This is a genomic window from Pseudomonas sp. GV085 (assembly GCF_003050925.1).
Lineage (GTDB): Bacteria > Pseudomonadota > Gammaproteobacteria > Pseudomonadales > Pseudomonadaceae > Aquipseudomonas.
The window spans coordinates 13,447-31,246 of record NZ_QAOV01000007.1; the positions used below are offsets into that span (position 1 = coordinate 13,447).

Genomic DNA, 17,800 nt, shown 5'->3' on the forward strand with positions numbered 1-17,800 from the left:
AAAGCTGATCTTCGGTTTTTTGTGCTGTTCATGAGGCTGGCGATTAGTTGCACCTGCGGGTGGAGTTCCGCGCAGACACTCAAGAAGGCCACACGAGTAAAAGACGATGCCCTGGCCTTGGGGCGATCCAAGCGATATCGATTGAGTGATCTGGTAGAGAGGGATTTCATGCCGTTAAATAGAAGTGTGTTGTCGATTACTGTTCTTGGTGCGCTGACACTCTTGACCAGTGGCCGCAGTGTTGCCGGTGGCCTGATGTTGTACGAAATCGCCACCGACAACGTCGGACTGGCCAATGCCGGTGCAGCGGCCCGGGCACAAGGCCCTTCGACCATCGCCAGCAACCCCGCTGGCTTGAGCTACCTCAGCGGAACACAGATCTCCGCTGGCGCTCAGGTTCTTTTTGGTGACTTATCGTTCGATCGGGACAGTGAAACCAATACGCCGGGCGCTGGCAGCGGTAACGCGCTCGATCCCATACCGGGTGGCAGTTTCTTCATCAGCCATCAACTGGATGATCGGTGGTCCGTCGGTTTCGGCTCCTATGGCGATTTCGGCCTCGCTGAAAACTACGACAATGACTGGTCCGGCCGTTATTTCGTGCAGAACGCGAGCATTGCGGGACTGTCACTGGTACCCAGTGTCGCCTATCGCTTCAACGATCAATGGTCCGTCGGCGTCGGACTCAAAGCCATGTACGGGATGCTGAAGAGCGAAGCCGCCATCGATCAGGCGCCGCTCGGACTGACACAACGGGGTGACGGCCAATACAAATACCGGGACAGCACATGGGGTTATGGCGCCAATGCAGGCGTGATTTATGCCCCAAAGCCCGGCACACGGATTGGCCTGGCTTACACCAGTCAGGTTGACCTCGACTTCGAGGATCGCCTGGATGTGCAGAGCAGTGCTCCGTTGGTGAGCCGCCTCAACAACCTCAACACCAAAATCGACCTGAAAGTACCGCAAACGGCGACCCTCAGCCTGTACCAGCAACTGGATACGCAGTGGTCTATGCTGGCCACAGTCAATTGGCAGGATTGGTCGAAATTCGGCGACATCGGCATTGACGTAGACACTTCCAGAACCGGTTCAAGGGCCGCCTCAATCGATGCGCATTACAAGGACACGTATCAATTGGCGCTTGGCGCTCAATACCAGATGAACCAGGACTGGGCCTGGGATTTCGGTATCGCCTATGACACGTCCGCTGTGTCCGATGGTGATCGGACGCTCACCGTGCCAATGGGCGCCGCCTGGCGCTTCGCCACAGGCTTTACTTATTCGCTGAATAAAGAGACAGACGTGAGTTTCAGTTGGGTCACGGTGTGGATGGGGGACATGTCAGTCGATCAGCAAAAAACGCTGTCTGGCAATCGAGTATCAGGCGAGTTCGACAACGCCTGGATTCAAGCCCTGACCGCCAACATGACTTGGCGCTACTGAGAAAAATCCAAGAGTGCTTCAAGTGTCATGTCTGGTATTTAACCGTGGACATGAACACTCACGACGCCAGCTTGCACAAAACCAACGAGGTGAAAATGAACAGGATGTCAAACAAGGGCTGGACAATGGCGGCGGCGGTCGTCGTCGTGGGTTCAACGCTTTTCGCGGGGTGTGCGGGCAAGAACGATCCGATCGCGCAGGCCGACAAGGCGGATGTGGCCAAGGGCGTACCGGCACCGAGTCTGGAGCAGACCAAGGCGATCGCCGAGGAAGGCTTTATCTACGGCTTGCCGCTAGTCATGAACTACGCCGTGATGAACGAATTCGCGGCGGACCCCAAATCCAGCCAGTTCAAGGCCCCTTTCAATCAACTGCACAACGAGCATCGGGTCGCGACCCCCGCTGACACCGCCGTCATTACGCCCAACAGCGACACGCCGTACTCGATACTCTGGGCCGACCTGCGCGCCGAGCCGCTCGTGATCATCGTGCCGACCGTCTCCAAAAAGCGCTACTACTCGGTGCAACTGATCGACGGCAACACCTATAACTACGGTTACATCGGCAGCCGGGCAACCGCCAGCGCACCCGGGAGCTATCTGATTGCGGGCCCCGACTGGAAGGGTGCGACCCCTCCTGGCATCGACAAGGTGTTCAGCTCCACGACCCCTTTCGCACTGACGTTGATCCGCACCCAGTTGTTCAATCCAGCCGACATGCCGAATGTCGAGAAGCTGCAGGCGGGTTACAAGGTCCAGCCACTGTCCGCTTTCCTCCATCAACCCGCGCCGCCCGCTGCGCCGAAGATTGCTTTCGTGCCGGCCACGACAGAGGGCATCAAGGCCAACTTCTTCGAGTACCTGTCGGCCGCGTTGGAGTATGTGCCGCCATCGGCTGAGGACAAGGAGATCCGTGCCCGGCTGGCCAGCATCGGCGTAGGCCCCGGTCGCAGCTTCGAATTCAAAGACCTCTCGCTCGAGCACAAGGCCGTGGTCCTGCTCGGGATGAAGGCCGGCGACGAGAAGGTCGACAAGTTCCTCTCGAGCGGCTTGAAAAATATCAACGGCTGGAGCATCGGCGCGTTCTTCGGCGACCAGGCGTTCTACAAAGGCGACTGGCTGATGCGGGCTGGCGCCGCGAAGGCGGGTCTGTACGGTAATGACGCCACCGAGGCGATGTACCCCATTACGCGTACCGATGGCAACGGCCAGACGTTGAATACCGGCAAGCACAACTACACGCTCACCTTCCCCGCCGGCAAACTGCCGCCAGTCAATGCCTTCTGGTCGGTGACCATGTACGACGGCAAGAGCCAGCTGCTGATCAAGAACCCGATCAACCGCTACCTGATCAATTCGCCGATGCTGTCGACGATGAAGAAGAACGCGGATGGCTCACTGACCCTGTACATCCAGAAGGATTCGCCGGGCAAGGCCAAGGAGGCCAACTGGTTGCCGGCGCCTGACGACACGGCCTATCTGGTGATGCGCCTCTATTGGCCGAAGGCCACGGCGCCTTCGATTCTTCCCGCCGGCAGCGGCAGCTGGCAGCCGCCGGCAGTGATGGCGTCGAAGTAACGCGAATTTGCGGCTGCTTGCAGTTGGCAAGCAGTCGTTCGATTGCTCAGGCAGAGATCCAGCGGGCCTTATTGCCGAAAGGGCTGAGGCCACAGGGTCTGGCCTTGAATAAAAGACACCCAGGAACACATCCCTCAAGGAGTACCGTTACATGAACTTTTCGCACAAATGGATAACGGGTGCCGCACTGAGCAGCTTGTTATTGACCGGTTGCGTATCGAAAGTTACCGAGCAACAACAGTACTCCGGCTTTTTGAAGAGTTATGGCGGCCTGCAGGAAACCACCTCGCCAAGTGGCGTGGAGGTACTGCGCTGGGTGGCACCAGGATTCAAGCCTGCGGATTATTCCACGGTGGTCTTCGAGCGTTTGGAACTGTATCCGACGCCCAAGCCGGATGAACGCGTGGACCTGAAAACATTACAGGAATTGCAGGCCTACACCACTGAAAGCGCCAAGCAGGCATTGTCCCAGAATTACGTGGTCGTTCCAGACTCCAGAGATGTTCGCAAAGGCGAGCGAGCGCTGATCCTGCAGGCGGCAATCACTGGCGTGACAGCCACCAACGAAGGCATGAAATGGTACGAAGTGGTGCCGGTCGCGGCAGTCATAGGTGCAACTCAGGCCGCCACGGGGCATCGCGACCAGAATACCGAGCTGTACATCGAGGCGGACTTGATCGACGCCAAAACCGGTGCACCGGTCGCAAAAGCCGTGCGTAAAGTGTTTGGCGAGAACCTGAAGAACGCCAGCCAGAAAATCACCGCGAATGACTTCAAAGCGGCCATCAAGGGAATGACCAGCGACATGCAGACGTTACTCAAGTAATTGTCACTGCAGGTGCTCAAGCAGTTTCTGCCTATCGTTAGCGGGCTCCCCTTGATCGTCGAGGAGCCCGTGGCGATCCGCATTCAAGGATTTCAACATGTACAAGCGCATTGAACGGCTTTTGCTCGCACTTTCGGCTTTCGGTATATCCGTTTCCAGTCAGGCTGACGATCAGGCGGAACTGGCTAAACAGTCATTGAATCCAGTCGCTGCACTGTACAGCTTGCCCATCCAATACAACTGGAACCAGAAAATGGGGCCCTCCGGTAATGGAATCCAGAGCGTCACCAATATCCAGCCGGTATTACCCTTCACACTCAATGACGATTGGAATCTGATCTCTCGCACGATCCTCCCGGTCATTGATCAGCATGGACTGGCACCGAGGGGCATCGCCGATAAAAGCGGAGTGGGCGACACCTCGCAAAGCTTCTTTTTCTCTCCCAAAAAGCCCACCGAGGACGGTTGGATCTGGGGTGCAGGCCCCGCGCTGCTGTTACCGACCGGTAGTGATGAGCTACTGAGTAGCGAACAATGGGGGATTGGACCGACAGCGGTGGCGTTGAAGCAGGCCAACGGCTGGACGACCGGTATTCTGGCGAACCACATCTGGTCGCTGGACAACAACCCGGCCAATGACAAGGAGAAGGTCAATCAGACGTATCTGCAACCCTTTCTGGTCTACACCACAGCGTCGTACACCAGTATTGGCATCAATACAGAATCCACTTACGACTGGGAAGCCAGGGAGTGGAATGTGCCGATCAACCTGTTCGTGACGCAATTGTTCAAAGTCGGCAAGCAGCCCATGAGCCTTCAGGTGGGGCCGCGATACTGGGCGGACAGCCCTGAGGATGGTGCACACGGTTGGGGCTTTCGAGTGGCGTACACGCTACTCTTTCCCAAGTGAAGCGATCCGTAAGATGTGCGTTTAGCGCTCGAATGATTGATCGCCTGCGATTCGGTGAAATTCGAGAAGTTGCCTCCTTGATGGGCACAGATATGCATCAAGATCGTCAGGGGTTCCTGCCTTTGGGGAATATCGCCTGATTAGCAGTTAGCTGACCGACACCCCCATCTAATGCGAAAAATGGAGTTTCACATTCATGATAACCACACTACCGAGAACATTTGGCTGTGCGATGGTATTGCTCGCGTCCTTTGGATTGACGCACGCCCAGGCAGCGGACATCACTCCCACTGAGACGAAAGCCATCGCCGAGGAAGGCTACATCTACGGTCTGCCCATCGTGATGAACTACGCGATCATGTACGACTATGCCGTGGACAAGAGCTCCGGCCAGTACAAGGCGCCGTTCAACCACATTCACAGCATGCACAATGTCTTTAGTTACAAGGACACGGCCATCGTCTCGCCGAACAGCGACACGCCGTATTCCTTGATGTTCATGGACCTGCGTAGCGAGCCGATCGTGCTCTCGGTACCGACGGTGGAGAAACCGCGGTACTACTCGGTGCAGCTCATTGACAACAGCACCAACAACTTCGGTTACATCGGCAGCCGTACCACCGGCAGCGAAGCCGGCGATTACATGTTGGTCGGCCCAGACTGGAAGGGCGTGACCCCGCCAGGCATCAAGAGGGTGTTTCGTTCCAGCACACAACTCCCCTTCGTGATCTTTCGCACCCAGCTCTTCAATCCGGCGGACATGCCAAACGTCGAAAAGATCCAGTCCGGTTATGCGGCCCGGCCGTTATCGGCTTATCTCAAGCAACCCGCGCCGCCTGCCGCACCGGCGATCGACTTCCCGAAGATCGACAAGGCCCTGGTGAAGACCGATTTCTTCAAATATCTGGGCGTTGTGATGCAGCTTGCCCCTGCTACACCAGAGGAAGCGGCGATCCGCGCGAAGCTGGCCCGTCTGGGCATTGGCGCCGGCAAGGACTTCAACTTCCAGGATCTGTCCGCCGAGCAAAAGGCCGCAATGGTTGAGGGCATGCAGGCTGGGCATGCGAAGGTCCAGGATGCAGTCAATCATCTCGGCACGCAGGTCAATGGCTGGAACATCGTGAGCTCCGGCGGTAATGCCGCGTTCTATAAGGGTGATTGGCTAAAGCGCGCCGCCATCGCACAAGCGGGCATCTACGCCAACGACGCCGAAGAGGCCACGTATCCGATGGCCAAGATCCTGTCCGATGGTACGCCGCTTGACGGCAGCAAACACAACTACACCATCACCTTTCCCGCTGGACAGCTTCCGCCGGTCAATGCTTTCTGGTCGGTGACGATGTACGACGGCAAGAGCCAACTGCTGATCAAGAATCCGATCAATCGCTACCTCATCAACTCGCCGATGCTACCTGAAATGAAGAAAAATGCGGACGGCTCGCTGACGCTCTACGTCCAGAAGGACTCGCCCGGCGCGGACAAGGAAAGCAACTGGCTGCCCGCACCGAATGATCTGATCTACATGGTGATGCGCCTGTATTGGCCGAAGACGGAAAACCCTTCCGTCCTGCCTCCTGGCAAAGGCACCTGGGCTCCACCTGCGATCGTTAAAATCAATTGAGCAGCTAACGACCGGTTGCAGCGGACGGCGCTCGGGCGCCGCCGCTTAACCGGGACGTCAGGGTTTCGCAGAGACCCTGACGTCTGCTGTGATGATCCAAAGGCCGGCGGTGGCCGCAAACCGTAGATGTTGTTGTTTTGGCGTTATTTGCACGGCACTCCGTATGCCGCGATTCAACGCAAGTGGGTGGATACCCCTCCTCAAGAGGGGGGCGGTGTGAGCACAGCCTGTTCACGATGCTCTCGACGCACCGTGTAAATCCTTCCACCGTCCAACAGAGAACAACAAGCATGTTTTATGAAAACATCGACACCTCGTCCATCAACGACGAGGACCTGCCGTGGGTTCCGTTCGCACCTTACAGCGATGAAATCTTCATCAAATACATCAAATGCGACCCGGTTCGCGGGGAAACCATCACCCTGCTCAAGGCCCCGGCCGGGTCTTCTCTGCCCAAGCACCATCACTCCGGCACGGTCATCGTTTACACCGTCAAGGGTGGCTGGAAATACCTGGAGCACGACTGGATCTCAAAACCGGGCGGCGTGGTGTTCGAAACCGCAGGTTCCAGCCATACGCCGATCGTGCTGACTGAATATGGCGATGAACTGATCACCTTGAACATCACCCAGGGCGACCTGCTGTATTACGACGATAACAACAACATCGTGGCCGTCGAGAACTGGAAATCCAGCGTGGATCGTTACCTGGCGTTCTGCAAGGCCAACGATATCGAGCCCAAAGACATCACCAGCTTTGCGGTCTGACCAGCCCTCCAATCTCTCAGCCGTCCGGTGTTCGACCGGGCGGCTGCGCCGTTGCAATGAATAAAAAACGGAGACACCCATGTCCCAGAAGCTGCAACCCGCCGGACGTTTCACCCTGAAACTCTGCGCACTGTTGGCCAGCTCGGTCGCATCCGCACAAGACTCACTGCCCTTCCCGCCGACGCCTTCGGCCAGTGACGCCAAACCGACGCTGCAAGAATCGAAGCACCAGAAACGTCAGCATCAATCTCAGCTTCCTGCCGAGGCCCCCAATATTCTGGTGATCATGCTCGATGACGCCGGCTTCGCGCAGTCCGACACCGTCGGCGGTGCAGTCCATACGCCGACCCTGAGTCGAGTCGCCGACAGCGGCGTGCGCTACAACGCTTTTCATACCGCTGCCATCAGCTCCGCTACTCGCGCCGCATTGCTTACCGGACGCAACCATCACCGGGTTGGCAACGGCGTCATCGCAGAGCTGGCCACCGATTGGGAAGGCTACACCGGCAAGATACCCAAGAGCTCGGCGACCATGGCCGAGGTGCTCAAGCAATATGGCTACAGCACCGCCGCATTCGGCAAATGGCATAACACACCACCCCTGGACACCACGGCGGCCGGTCCTTTCGATACATGGCCGACGGCCTACGGCTTTGAACATTTCTACGGTTTCCTGGCCGGCGAAACCTCTCAGTACGAACCGCGTCTGTACCGCGACACAACGCCAATCGAACCGGCGCGAGATCCGAAATATCACCTCAGCGAAGATCTCGCCAATCAGGCCGTAAACTGGCTGCAAGACCATCAGACCTACGCGCCGGAAAAACCATTTTTCATGTATTGGACACCGGGTGCCGTACATGGCCCGCACCAGGTTAATGCGCAATGGGCCGATAAATACAAAGGCAAGTTCGACGGTGGCTGGGACGCCTATCGTGAGCAGACATTTGCTCGCCAGAAAGCGCTGGGCTTTATCCCGCAGGACGCCGTCCTCACCTCACGCCCGGCGGAGCTCCCAGCCTGGGACAGCTTGTCTTCCGAACAGAAGCAGTATCAGGCACGGTTGATGGAGGTGTACGCCGGCTTCCTGGAACATGCCGACACACAGGCTGGCAAGATCCTCGACGAACTGGAGCGTGAAGGTCAGCGCGACAACACGCTGATCTTTTATGTCTTCAGCGACAACGGCGCTTCTTCCGAGGGGATGGAAGGCACGATTAACGAGTTGCTGGCCCAAAACGGGATTCCAGTTCCCAAAGAGCAGCAGTTGAAAGTCCTCGACGAGATGTATGGCGGCTTGTCCGCGCTCGGCGGGCCCAAACTTGAAAGCATGTACAACGCCGCGTGGGCCTGGGCAGGTTCAGGGCCATTCACAGGCACTAAACTGGTCGCCGGCTACTTCGGCGGTACGCGCACGCCGCTGGCCGTTTCCTGGCCGAAACAGATCAAGGCCGACGCCAGGGTTCGCGCACAATTCCACCATGTCAACGACATTGCCCCGACGGTCTACGACGTGCTGTCGATCACGCCACCCAAAGAGGTCAACGGTATCGCTCAGGACCCAATGGATGGAGTCAGCCTGCGCTACACCTTCAACGACGCTCAGGTGAAGTCAAAAAAACCGGCGCAGTACTTCGAAGTCTTAGGCAGTCGCGGCGTCTACAAGGATGGCTGGATGGCCTCGGTTTTTGGCCCGCGCAAACCCTGGGTGCAAGGCTTTGCGCAGTTCATGGGCTGGAATCCGGCGAATGATCGATGGTCGCTCTACAACCTGCAAGACGACTACTCCCAGGCCAACGATGTAGCTGCGAGTAATCCGGAAAAACTTGCGGAGCTGAAGGCGGAGTTTGACGTGCAAGCCAAGGCTAACCATGTCTATCCGATTGGTGCCGGCCTCTACCCCTTCCTCGACCCGACTGCACGAATCTCCAGCAGCCAACGCGAATGGCATTTCAGTGATCGCGTCCATCGCTTTCCGGAATTTGCGGCCCCCAACCTGCGCAATCAGAACAGCAAAGTCGTCGTCGACGCCGACGTTCCAGCTAACGCCACCGGCGTGTTGTATGCCTTGGGCGGTATCGGTGGCGGGGTCAGCCTGTACATGGATGACGGTTTCCTGGTCTACGAGTACAACGCGCTGGCGATCTCTCGAGTCAAACTGCGTTCGGCCGAACGAGTACCCGCAGGCAAAGTCAGTATCGAAGTGCTGACGACCCTGTCGTCAGCCAAGCCCGGAGCGCCGGCCAATCTGAGCCTGCGACTTGACGGGCAGGAAGTCGCCCAAGGGGTGACGCCGTTTACTCCGGCACTGACGTTCACCGCCAGCGAAACCTTCGACGTCGCTCAAGACCTCGGTTCCCCCGTCACCCTGGACTATTTCGAGCGTGCGCCCTTCGCATTCAATGGCAAGGTCAAGGATGTACACGTGACGTATTTGCCTTGACCCTCAATGCCGCCCGGATAACCGGGCGGCAGATTGATGACTCCCGGACCCTGCCCCCATGCCTACCCACGAAACCCCGCCCCAGGGCTTGCATCTCATGGCCAAACCCGTCGGGCCGATCTGCAACCTCGATTGCAGTTACTGTTTCTACCTCGAAAAAGAACAGCTTTACCCGCCTCGGGAACGCTTCAGCATGACCGACGAGGTGCTGCGTCTGTATGTGCAGCGCTACATCGAGGCCCAGCCCACGCCTGAAGTCGAATTTACCTGGCAAGGCGGCGAACCGACTTTGCTGGGGTTGGATTTTTTCCAGCGCGCGGTCCTGTATCAACGCCAGTTCGCGGGCAACAAAGTCATTCGCAATACGTTGCAGACCAATGGCACGTTACTCAATGACGACTGGTGCGCATTCCTCGCCCGTGAACGATTCATGGTGGGGATCAGTCTCGATGGCCCGCGATTCGTCCACGACCTCTATCGCCCCGACAAGCGCGGACACTCCAGTTTCGATGACGTGATGCGCGGTCTGGAACTGCTCAAGCAGCATGGCGTCGACTTCAATGTGTTGGTGACCGTGGCGCGCGATGTCGCCAGATTTCCCCTGGAAATCTATCGATTCCTCAAGTCTGAAGGCGTTCGTCATATTCAGTTCAACCCCGTGGTGGAACGCGAGCCCAGCGCCTCACAGGTCAGTCTGGGTCTGCATTTCGCTATCCCGCCGGAGTTACGCTTGCACGTGGTGCCGGAGCCCGCGAAGGTGACGGAGCAAACGGTTGCCCCCGAGGCTTATGGCGATTTTCTCATCACGATTTTTGACGAGTGGGTGCGCCAGGATGTCGGGGAGGTTCATGTCATGAACTTCGAATGGGCACTGGCCTCATGGTGCCAGCTGCCGGCCTCGGTGTGCCTGTTCAGCCCGCGCTGCGGCAAAGCGGCGATCGTGGAACACGACGGCAACGTCTACTCCTGCGATCACTATATGTATCCCGAGTATTTGCTGGGCAACCTGAAGACCGATGATCCTGCCGTGCTACTCGCCTCTGCTGAGCAACAAGCCTTTGGCGCCGCCAAGGAAGAGACACTGCCGACGTATTGCCAGCAATGCGATTACCGTTTCGCCTGCCATGGCGAATGCCCGAAAAACCGCTTCATGAATGCGCCCGACGGCGAGCCGGGCCTGAACTACCTGTGTCCGAGCTACAAGAAATACTTTCGTCACCTGACGCCCTACATGAACGCCATGGCCCAACTGGTCAGCCACCAGCAACCCGTGGCATTGATCATGCAGGCCTTCGCCGGCCCGCTGATCGTGCCACTGGGTAAATAGCCTTTCAGGGTTGATCAAGGAGCACGACGGAGCAGGAAATGCGAGAGTGCCGGGATCAGCACCAGGGCGCCGACCATGTTCCAGATGAACATGAAGGTCAGCAGGATGCCCATGTCGGCCTGGAACTTGATCGGCGACCACGCCCAGGTGATCACGCCCGCCGCCAGGGTGATGCCGACCAGCGCCACCACTTTGCCGGTGAACGCCACGGAGTTTTTGTAGGCTTCGGTCAACGACAGACCGGCACGCTGCTGAGCCAACTGAACGCTGAGCAGGTACAGCGCGTAATCGACGCCAATGCCGACACCCAAGGCAATCACCGGCAAGGTCGCGACCTTCACGCCCATGCCCAGCCAGACCATCAACGCCTCGCAGAGAATCGACGTCAGCATCAACGGCACGACCGCCACCACCACCGCCCGCCAGCTGCGGAAGGTGATGAAGCACAGCACGATCACCGCGCCATACACGTAGAACAACATGGTGCGATTGGCGTCGCGCACGACGATATTGGTCGCCGCTTCGATCCCGGCGCTACCGGCGGCGAGCATGAACTGCCGATCGTCATTGCTGTGTTCGCGGGCGAACTGGTCGGCCACTTTCACCACGTGATCGAGGGTTTCGGCCTTGTGGTCGGAGAGATAAGCGATCACCGGCATCATCGAACAATCACTGTCGAACAGTTCCGGGTTGTTCACTGAGGCCTGTTGCGCGCCGTAGTTCAGCACATTCTGGTTGCGTGCGACGGTCAGCATTTTCGGGTTGCCTTCATAGGAACCCGCCGTGATCTGGCGCACAGCGTTGACCAGCGACACGGTCGTCTGCACGCCCGGTTGCTGTTGCAGCAGCCAGCCGAGACGATCGGCTTCCACCAGGGTTTCGTACTTCAGGCAACCTTCGCTGGCGGTTTTGACCATGACCGCAAACTGGTCGCTGGACAGCGAATAGTTGGCAGTGATGTAGGCGTTGTCGCGGTTGTAACGTGAGTCGGCGCGCAGTTCGGGTGCGCCCGGATCGAGATCACCGATCTTCAAATGCGTGCTGACCATGAAGCCACTTACCGCCAGCAACCCGGCCACCACCACCGCCACCGTCGCCCAACGACGCTCGGTAAAGCGGTCAAGCAGGCTCCACACATTGCCCAGCCCTGCCCCCTTCAGCTCCTGCCTTTCCTGGCGCAGGCTGCGCGCCGCCGCCTTGGGGCTGACACCCCAATAAGACAGCAGCACTGGCAGCAGCACCAGGTTGGTAAAGATCAAGACCGCCACACCAATGCTCGCGGTGACGGCCAGGTCCTGGATCACCGGAATGTCGATCAGCATCAGTACCGCAAAACCCACGGCATCGGCCAGCAATGCGGTCAGTCCGGCCAGGAACAGACGGCGGAAGGTGTAACGCGCGGCGATCAACTGATGGGTGCCGCGTCCGACGTCCTGCATGATCCCGTTCATTTTCTGCGCACCGTGGGACACGCCGATGGCGAACACCAGAAACGGCACCAGAATCGAAAACGGGTCGAGTACATAACCGAACAAGGTGATCAGGCCCAGTTGCCAGACCACCGCAACCACCGAGCACAGAATCACCAGCGCGGTGCTGCGCACGCAACGGGTAAAGCCAAAGATGATGGCAGTGGCAATCAGCGCGGCGGCGCCGAAGTACATCATGATCAGCATCAGGCCATCGATCAGATCGCCCACCAATTTGGCGAAACCGATCACGCGGATCTTGATCGGGCCTTTGCCCTCTTCACCGGCAAGGTGTACCGCGCTGCTGCCGGCAAACTCAAACTTGTTGCGCAGCTGCTCTTCAAGCGTCCGCGAAAAATGGTGATAGTCGATAGCGGCGCCCGTGACCGGATCCTTCTCCAGCAGCGGCACCACAATCATGCTCGATTTGAAATTATTGCCGACGAGACTGCCGATGATCCCGGAACGGGCGATGTTCAAGCGCAGTTGCTCGACCCCGCTGGCCGAGCCGTCGTAGGAGTCCGGCATGACCGGGCCACCACGGAAGCCCTCCTCCGTGACCTCGGTCCAGCGCACGGCAGGCGTCCACAATGACTTTATCCAGGCCCGGTCCACGCCCGGGGTCAGGAACAAGGTGTCATTGACCTGCTTGAGCACCTCCAGGTATTTCGGGTCGTAGATGTCGTCGTCGGTGTTTTCCACCACCACCCGAACCGTATTGCCCAGCCCGCGTAACGACTGGCGATTCTCAAGGTAGTTTTTGATGTACGGCTGACTCTGCGGAATCATCTTTTCGAAGCTGGCATTGAGCGTCAGCCCAGTGGCCGCGAAATAGCTCAGCACTACCGTCACGATCAGGCAGGTCAGCACCACCAGCAGGCGATGGTTGAAAATCAGGCGTTCAAGGACATTGCCGGAGCGTGCATCGAAGCCCTTCAGCTCTCGGATCACCGGCATCGTATCGAGGTTGTAGTTACCCATGAAGTGGCTCGTCTCTTTTTATTATGTGGGGTGGGCTCATTCGAAGGGCAACTGGCGCAAGCCCCGTGCGCCTGCGACCACCACGACGCCTGATGCGATGGCCTGCGCCGCAGCGGCGGGCCCCAGGCGGTCTTGTGGCTTTAGCGTGAAACTTGCGCCGTCGTCGGTGCTGACAAGCACATGCCCGGCCTGGCTGACCAGGATGATTCGGCCGTCGGCGGTGATCGTGCTCGCGGTGATGCTCGAGGACAGACCCAGTTCAACCTTGTCCCAGTTCGCGCCGTGATCGACGCTGCGATAGACATTGCCTCGCAGGCCATAAACGAGCACCGAGCCCGGCTTGCCGGTGATGCCGAAGTAGCTGCCGCTGTAGGGCGTCGGGATATTGATGAAGCGTTGCGTTGCCGGGTCCAGTTTCAATACCAGGCCTTGCTCGCCGACAATGAACAGGTCATCGCCGATTGCACGCATCCCGTAGAAATTCAGCGCCCCCGGATTGTCGGTGCGATCCATCAACGGAACCCAGCTCCGGCCGCCGTCTTCGGTGCGGAAAATCAGATTGAACGCGCCGACGATATATCCGGTTTTATCATTGGCGAACCAAACGTCCAGAAAAGGTTTGTCAGCCCCTTCATCGACCATTCGTTGAGCCTCAGCCAATAACGCATCATCGGGCGGTTGCCCTGCTTGCCTCTGATAATGTTCGAGCATGATCTGCCCCACCTGACGGCCATCGAGCTGACGCTTCCAGGTTTCACCATTGTTGTCGCTGTGCAACACAATGCCGTCGTGCCCGACCGCCCACCCCTGCGTCGGGCTCGGAAACTGCACGGCCACCAGATCGGAACTCACCGGCACTTGTGCCTGGTGCCAGCGGACGCCGTTATCATCGGAATAGAAAATATGGCCGCGTTGGCCCACGGCGACCAGGCGCTGACCTGCACGGGCCAACCCGGTGAACATCCCGCTGATCGCCTTTTCACTCTGAATCGCGGGGCTCGACAGCACGTCGACAAAATCGGCAGCGACGACGGCCCTGGTGAATGGCACAGCCAACGCCACAGTCAGCGCAGCGAGCGTAATCCATCTAAATGTATTCATGAGGTCTACTCGGCAAAAAAAGCCGCCGAACAGTGCGGTACACACTGTCGACGACAAAGAAAACACCTGCGTCATGGCTCAGCGAATACCCGTGCCGGCCAATGACTCAGGCGCCCATTGCGCTTTCGAAAGCGGGTCGATGTACTTGACGCCGCCATACGGGCCGTAGATGCCGGTGATGTTGTAGCTGCCAGAGACCAGGTCATAAATCATGTGGTTATCGGAGTTCGGCGCCTGCACGTCATAGCTGTATGCCAGGTGTGCAAAGGATCCGCGGTATAGCTTGCCGCTGGCGTCATACTCATCCGAAGCCAGGGCAATCCAGCTGTCTTCGTCGAGGTAGAAGGTGCGCTTGCTGTAGATGTGGCGTTTGCCCGGTTTCAGCGTGGCTTCGACCACCCACACGCGGTGCAACTCCCAGCGCATCAGGTCCGGATTGACGTGATGCGGCGTGGTGATATCCGCAGCGTCCTTGTGATAGTTCAACTTGTAAGTGTTGTAAGGAACGATCATTTCCTTCTTGCCGACGAGCTTGAAGTCGTAACGGTCCAGTGCACCGTTGAATACCCAGGCATCGTCATAGGTCGAAGCACCGGCCGAGCCAGGGTTTGGCGTGTCGTAGGCGATATCCGGTGCGAGTTTCACGCGGCGCTGACCTGGCAGGTATTGCCAGCCACGACGCTCCATTTTCAGAGGGTTGACGGCATCCTGCACCAGGATGGCTTCGCCTGCGCGACGGGCCGGGGCCTGGTAATAGAGTTTGGTCTTGAAGAACAGATCCGTCTCTTTCGCCGGTTCCGTACGCTTCGGATCGTACAGCGGGTACTCCAGATAGCCATTACCGGTCGTGGCCAGAATAGCCCGGCCGGAACTGTCGACGTTCCAGGAGTCATATTTGATATTGGTGGCATACCCCTGATAACGCAGCAGGTGATTCCACATGGCCTCATAGCCATCTTTCGGGATCGGGAACGGAACGCCCGGCAACGCGTTTTCCAGTGCTACCCCGCCTTCGAGTGTTTTGGTGCCGACGGCATTTTTTGCGGTGTTATCCAGCAACCGTTGAGGCAGCGCAACGCTGCGATGGGTCGGAAACACATCGACCCGAAACGTCGGGTAACGCTTGAGCAGCTCTTGCGTGGTCGCGGTCAGTTTGTCGGTGTATTGACTGACGTTTTTGCCATCGACGACGACGCGTGGCTTGTCGGCCTCGTAAGGGTCCGGACGGAACGAACTGCCCGGTTGAAAACTGGCCGGCGCCGTGGTGAGACCGCCGGTGTAGGACGGAATGGTGTTGTCGGCATTGCCGGCCTTTTCAGCGCCGACGCCTGTCAGGCTGTTGCCGAGTTTGCCCGCTTCATCGGGGGACACGGCTGCGTGTGCCGCACCCGCGATGGCAACGGTCAATGCAGTGAACAAAAGCGTGTTGACGATCTTCATGGAGTGACTCCTGCTATCAAGCAAAGACTTCGATCAAATGGTCGTTTTGAAGGTAAAAGTGACCATGCCCCGATCCTTGAGCTGAGGCTGAGTACCGCCGAAAGCAGTGGTCTGCCCCGGTACGCAGTTGTATTGGCCGTTCGCCCCTGGTGCGGCGCCCTGGCCCTGTGCACCTGCACCACCGGCTGAACCGCAGGTGTCGAACGGACCAAAGTTGTCCACGTACTTCAGGTCAAACCGGTACTGGTTGTGCACATCCATGCCTACGCCCACCGAGTAACTGCCGGAGTCCTTGTTACCCCCGAGCTGAACCGACGAGTTGCCCGCAAGGCCGACGCTGTAGTTGGCCGGCAGGTACATATCGATGCCGGGGAACACCTGATACCAGGTCGGGTTGAAGTTGACGCCCAGGACGTAGTTGTCCTTGGTGACCTTGTCGACACCGCGATACCAGTCTTCGCCTTTGAACAGCTGCTTGTTCTCGGTGACGTCCAGCCAGCGGCTGTAGGCGAGTTCAACCAGCAAGGTCGAGCTGTCCCAGACCGGTGTCGCACCGAACGTGGTCAAGCCGTTGAGCACCGCGTGCACGGTGTTGCCTCGGGCCACGCCGTTGTCACCATCAAAGCTGCTGCTGAAACCAGGCAAACCGGCAGCACCGGCGGCCGGACTGACCGTTGCCGGCACGCTGGCCAGCGGCATGTTGTGGCGATAGTTCAGGTCGAGACCGACGCTGACACCTTCGATGCTTTTCGACAGGCTGATGCCGTAGATATCGATGTCGTCGACATAGAACTGGTTGTAGCTGCCGGCATTGCCGGAGATCAGTTGTGCAGGGCCGACCGCCGTTGGCTGCAACACCAGGTTGGGCAGAATGTCGGAGGTTTTGCGGTAGTAGAAACCCAGCGTACCCTGCAGCCATTCCGGGCTCCACTTGGCCATCAGGCCGAAGTCGCCTTGATTGTCCGGGGTAAACGTATGCCCGTTGGTCAACCGTAAAAACTGGTTGGCTCCCAGTGGGCCCGGTGTGCCGAACAGCGGGTTTCGGCCGCCGATCAACGACAGGTTGTGCCCGCCATTTTGAATGCCGTCGTTGAACCCCAGATAAGTGCCCGACTCCGGCAACCGCGCGGCGTCCCAGTCCAGGAAGTACTGCGCGGCGAGGGTCAGTTCCGGGTTGATCGTGAAGCTGGTGGACAACTGATTACGCGGAATGAACAGTTCTTTGGCTTCTGTTCCCGGGACCGCCAGCGACTTGGAAATATCCAGGCCGGACTGGCCATAACTGTTGCCATGGGCAAAGGCGAGGATGCTTTCGCCCCAGTAAACGGTGTGCCTGCCGAGCTTGCCGCTGAGCAGTGATTCATCGCCGACTTCAGTGCTGCCAAACACGAAGGCATCAAGGATTTCCGAAGAAGGACCGTTGTAATACCGATCGGCGTAACCACTCTGGTGCCGGGAATCCGGCCGGCCGCTGTTGAGCTGGTTGGTCGAGGCGTTGTCGCTGCCAATATCGTCGTAGGCGTGGTCGTACCAGGTGTTGGCGCTGACACGGAATCCGGCTTTTTCTTTGTAAACCACGTCCAGTTCGGTCAGCACATCCAGTCGTTGAGAAACGGGACTGCCGGAGGAAAAGTTGCGATCCCCGTCATTGTTGTTCCATGAATTGGCCAACTTACTGTTGGGGGCTTCCACGCGCTGGGCATAGTTGAACTTCAGCGTGTTGTCGAAGCGAACCGCAAAGTCTTCATTCCCCGTATTGATCTCGACAGCCCCCACGGGCGCGATGCCCAGGCCGGTGAGAACGGCGGAGGCCAACAACCCTTTGCGAAGGTTTGCATGGCAGATCTTATTATTTTTGTTCATCTAGCTTGCCACCTGCTCTATGGTTTACG

General features: G+C 58.3%; 12 protein-coding genes. 8 read left to right on the plus strand and 4 right to left on the minus strand.

The features are described from left to right. Positions 1-168: 168 nt before the first annotated feature. The 8 genes from C8K63_RS15975 to C8K63_RS16010 all read left to right on the plus strand — a co-directional run bounded on the left by C8K63_RS15975 (position 169) and on the right by C8K63_RS16010 (position 10,917). The gene (locus C8K63_RS15975) at positions 169-1,446 is read left to right on the plus strand and encodes an OmpP1/FadL family transporter (RefSeq protein WP_108217600.1); all 1,278 of its coding nucleotides are present in this window, start codon (positions 169-171) and stop codon (positions 1,444-1,446) included. A 104-nt stretch (positions 1,447-1,550) separates the two neighbouring features. Further along, on the plus strand, positions 1,551-3,023 hold the full coding sequence (locus C8K63_RS15980; RefSeq protein ID WP_218279801.1) for a DUF1254 domain-containing protein: 1,473 nt from the start codon (positions 1,551-1,553) through the stop codon (positions 3,021-3,023). Between the two features lie 151 nt (positions 3,024-3,174). Beyond that, a complete protein-coding gene (locus tag C8K63_RS15985) occupies positions 3,175-3,849 on the plus strand; it encodes a DUF3313 domain-containing protein (RefSeq protein ID WP_108217601.1) in 675 nt (224 codons plus the stop codon). A gap of 97 nt (positions 3,850-3,946) precedes the next feature. Then, positions 3,947-4,759, plus strand: a complete 813-nt coding sequence (locus tag C8K63_RS15990; RefSeq protein WP_108217602.1) for a hypothetical protein — start codon at positions 3,947-3,949, stop codon at positions 4,757-4,759. 196 nt (positions 4,760-4,955) lie between these two features. After that, positions 4,956-6,380 (plus strand): DUF1254 domain-containing protein, encoded by a 1,425-nt coding sequence (locus C8K63_RS15995; protein ID WP_108217603.1) that lies wholly within the window; start codon positions 4,956-4,958, stop codon positions 6,378-6,380. A gap of 290 nt (positions 6,381-6,670) precedes the next feature. Then, on the plus strand, positions 6,671-7,147 hold the full coding sequence (locus C8K63_RS16000) for a 2,4'-dihydroxyacetophenone dioxygenase family protein (protein ID WP_108217604.1): 477 nt from the start codon (positions 6,671-6,673) through the stop codon (positions 7,145-7,147). 79 nt (positions 7,148-7,226) lie between these two features. Next, on the plus strand, positions 7,227-9,590 hold the full coding sequence (locus tag C8K63_RS16005; RefSeq protein ID WP_108217605.1) for an arylsulfatase: 2,364 nt from the start codon (positions 7,227-7,229) through the stop codon (positions 9,588-9,590). A 58-nt stretch (positions 9,591-9,648) separates the two neighbouring features. Then, positions 9,649-10,917 (plus strand): anaerobic sulfatase maturase, encoded by a 1,269-nt coding sequence (locus C8K63_RS16010; protein WP_108217606.1) that lies wholly within the window; start codon positions 9,649-9,651, stop codon positions 10,915-10,917. A 14-nt stretch (positions 10,918-10,931) separates the two neighbouring features. Here C8K63_RS16010 and C8K63_RS16015 read toward each other — a convergent pair whose 3' ends face one another. From C8K63_RS16015 to C8K63_RS16030, 4 genes are all read right to left on the minus strand, one after another. Beyond that, a complete protein-coding gene (locus C8K63_RS16015) occupies positions 10,932-13,367 on the minus strand; it encodes an RND family transporter (RefSeq protein WP_108217607.1) in 2,436 nt (811 codons plus the stop codon). A gap of 36 nt (positions 13,368-13,403) precedes the next feature. After that, a complete protein-coding gene (locus C8K63_RS16020; RefSeq protein ID WP_108217608.1) occupies positions 13,404-14,468 on the minus strand; it encodes a YCF48-related protein in 1,065 nt (354 codons plus the stop codon). A 78-nt stretch (positions 14,469-14,546) separates the two neighbouring features. Further along, a complete protein-coding gene (locus C8K63_RS16025; protein WP_108217609.1) occupies positions 14,547-15,908 on the minus strand; it encodes a DUF1329 domain-containing protein in 1,362 nt (453 codons plus the stop codon). A 33-nt stretch (positions 15,909-15,941) separates the two neighbouring features. After that, the gene (locus C8K63_RS16030) at positions 15,942-17,771 is read right to left on the minus strand and encodes a DUF1302 domain-containing protein (protein WP_108217610.1); all 1,830 of its coding nucleotides are present in this window, start codon (positions 17,769-17,771) and stop codon (positions 15,942-15,944) included. Positions 17,772-17,800: the final 29 nt, after the last annotated feature.

Excerpts from the sequence above, each read along its gene's own strand:
- C8K63_RS15975 (WP_108217600.1), top strand. The coding sequence starts at position 169 with ATGCCGTTAAATAGAAGTGTGTTGTCGATTACTGTTCTTGGTGCGCTG.
- C8K63_RS15980 (WP_218279801.1), top strand. The coding sequence starts at position 1,551 with ATGTCAAACAAGGGCTGGACAATGGCGGCGGCGGTCGTCGTCGTGGGT.
- C8K63_RS15985 (WP_108217601.1), top strand. The coding sequence starts at position 3,175 with ATGAACTTTTCGCACAAATGGATAACGGGTGCCGCACTGAGCAGCTTG.
- C8K63_RS15990 (WP_108217602.1), top strand. The coding sequence starts at position 3,947 with ATGTACAAGCGCATTGAACGGCTTTTGCTCGCACTTTCGGCTTTCGGT.
- C8K63_RS15995 (WP_108217603.1), top strand. The coding sequence starts at position 4,956 with ATGATAACCACACTACCGAGAACATTTGGCTGTGCGATGGTATTGCTC.
- C8K63_RS16000 (WP_108217604.1), top strand. The coding sequence starts at position 6,671 with ATGTTTTATGAAAACATCGACACCTCGTCCATCAACGACGAGGACCTG.
- C8K63_RS16005 (WP_108217605.1), top strand. The coding sequence starts at position 7,227 with ATGTCCCAGAAGCTGCAACCCGCCGGACGTTTCACCCTGAAACTCTGC.
- C8K63_RS16010 (WP_108217606.1), top strand. The coding sequence starts at position 9,649 with ATGCCTACCCACGAAACCCCGCCCCAGGGCTTGCATCTCATGGCCAAA.
- C8K63_RS16015 (WP_108217607.1), bottom strand. The coding sequence starts at position 13,367 with ATGGGTAACTACAACCTCGATACGATGCCGGTGATCCGAGAGCTGAAG.
- C8K63_RS16020 (WP_108217608.1), bottom strand. The coding sequence starts at position 14,468 with ATGAATACATTTAGATGGATTACGCTCGCTGCGCTGACTGTGGCGTTG.
- C8K63_RS16025 (WP_108217609.1), bottom strand. The coding sequence starts at position 15,908 with ATGAAGATCGTCAACACGCTTTTGTTCACTGCATTGACCGTTGCCATC.
- C8K63_RS16030 (WP_108217610.1), bottom strand. The coding sequence starts at position 17,771 with ATGAACAAAAATAATAAGATCTGCCATGCAAACCTTCGCAAAGGGTTG.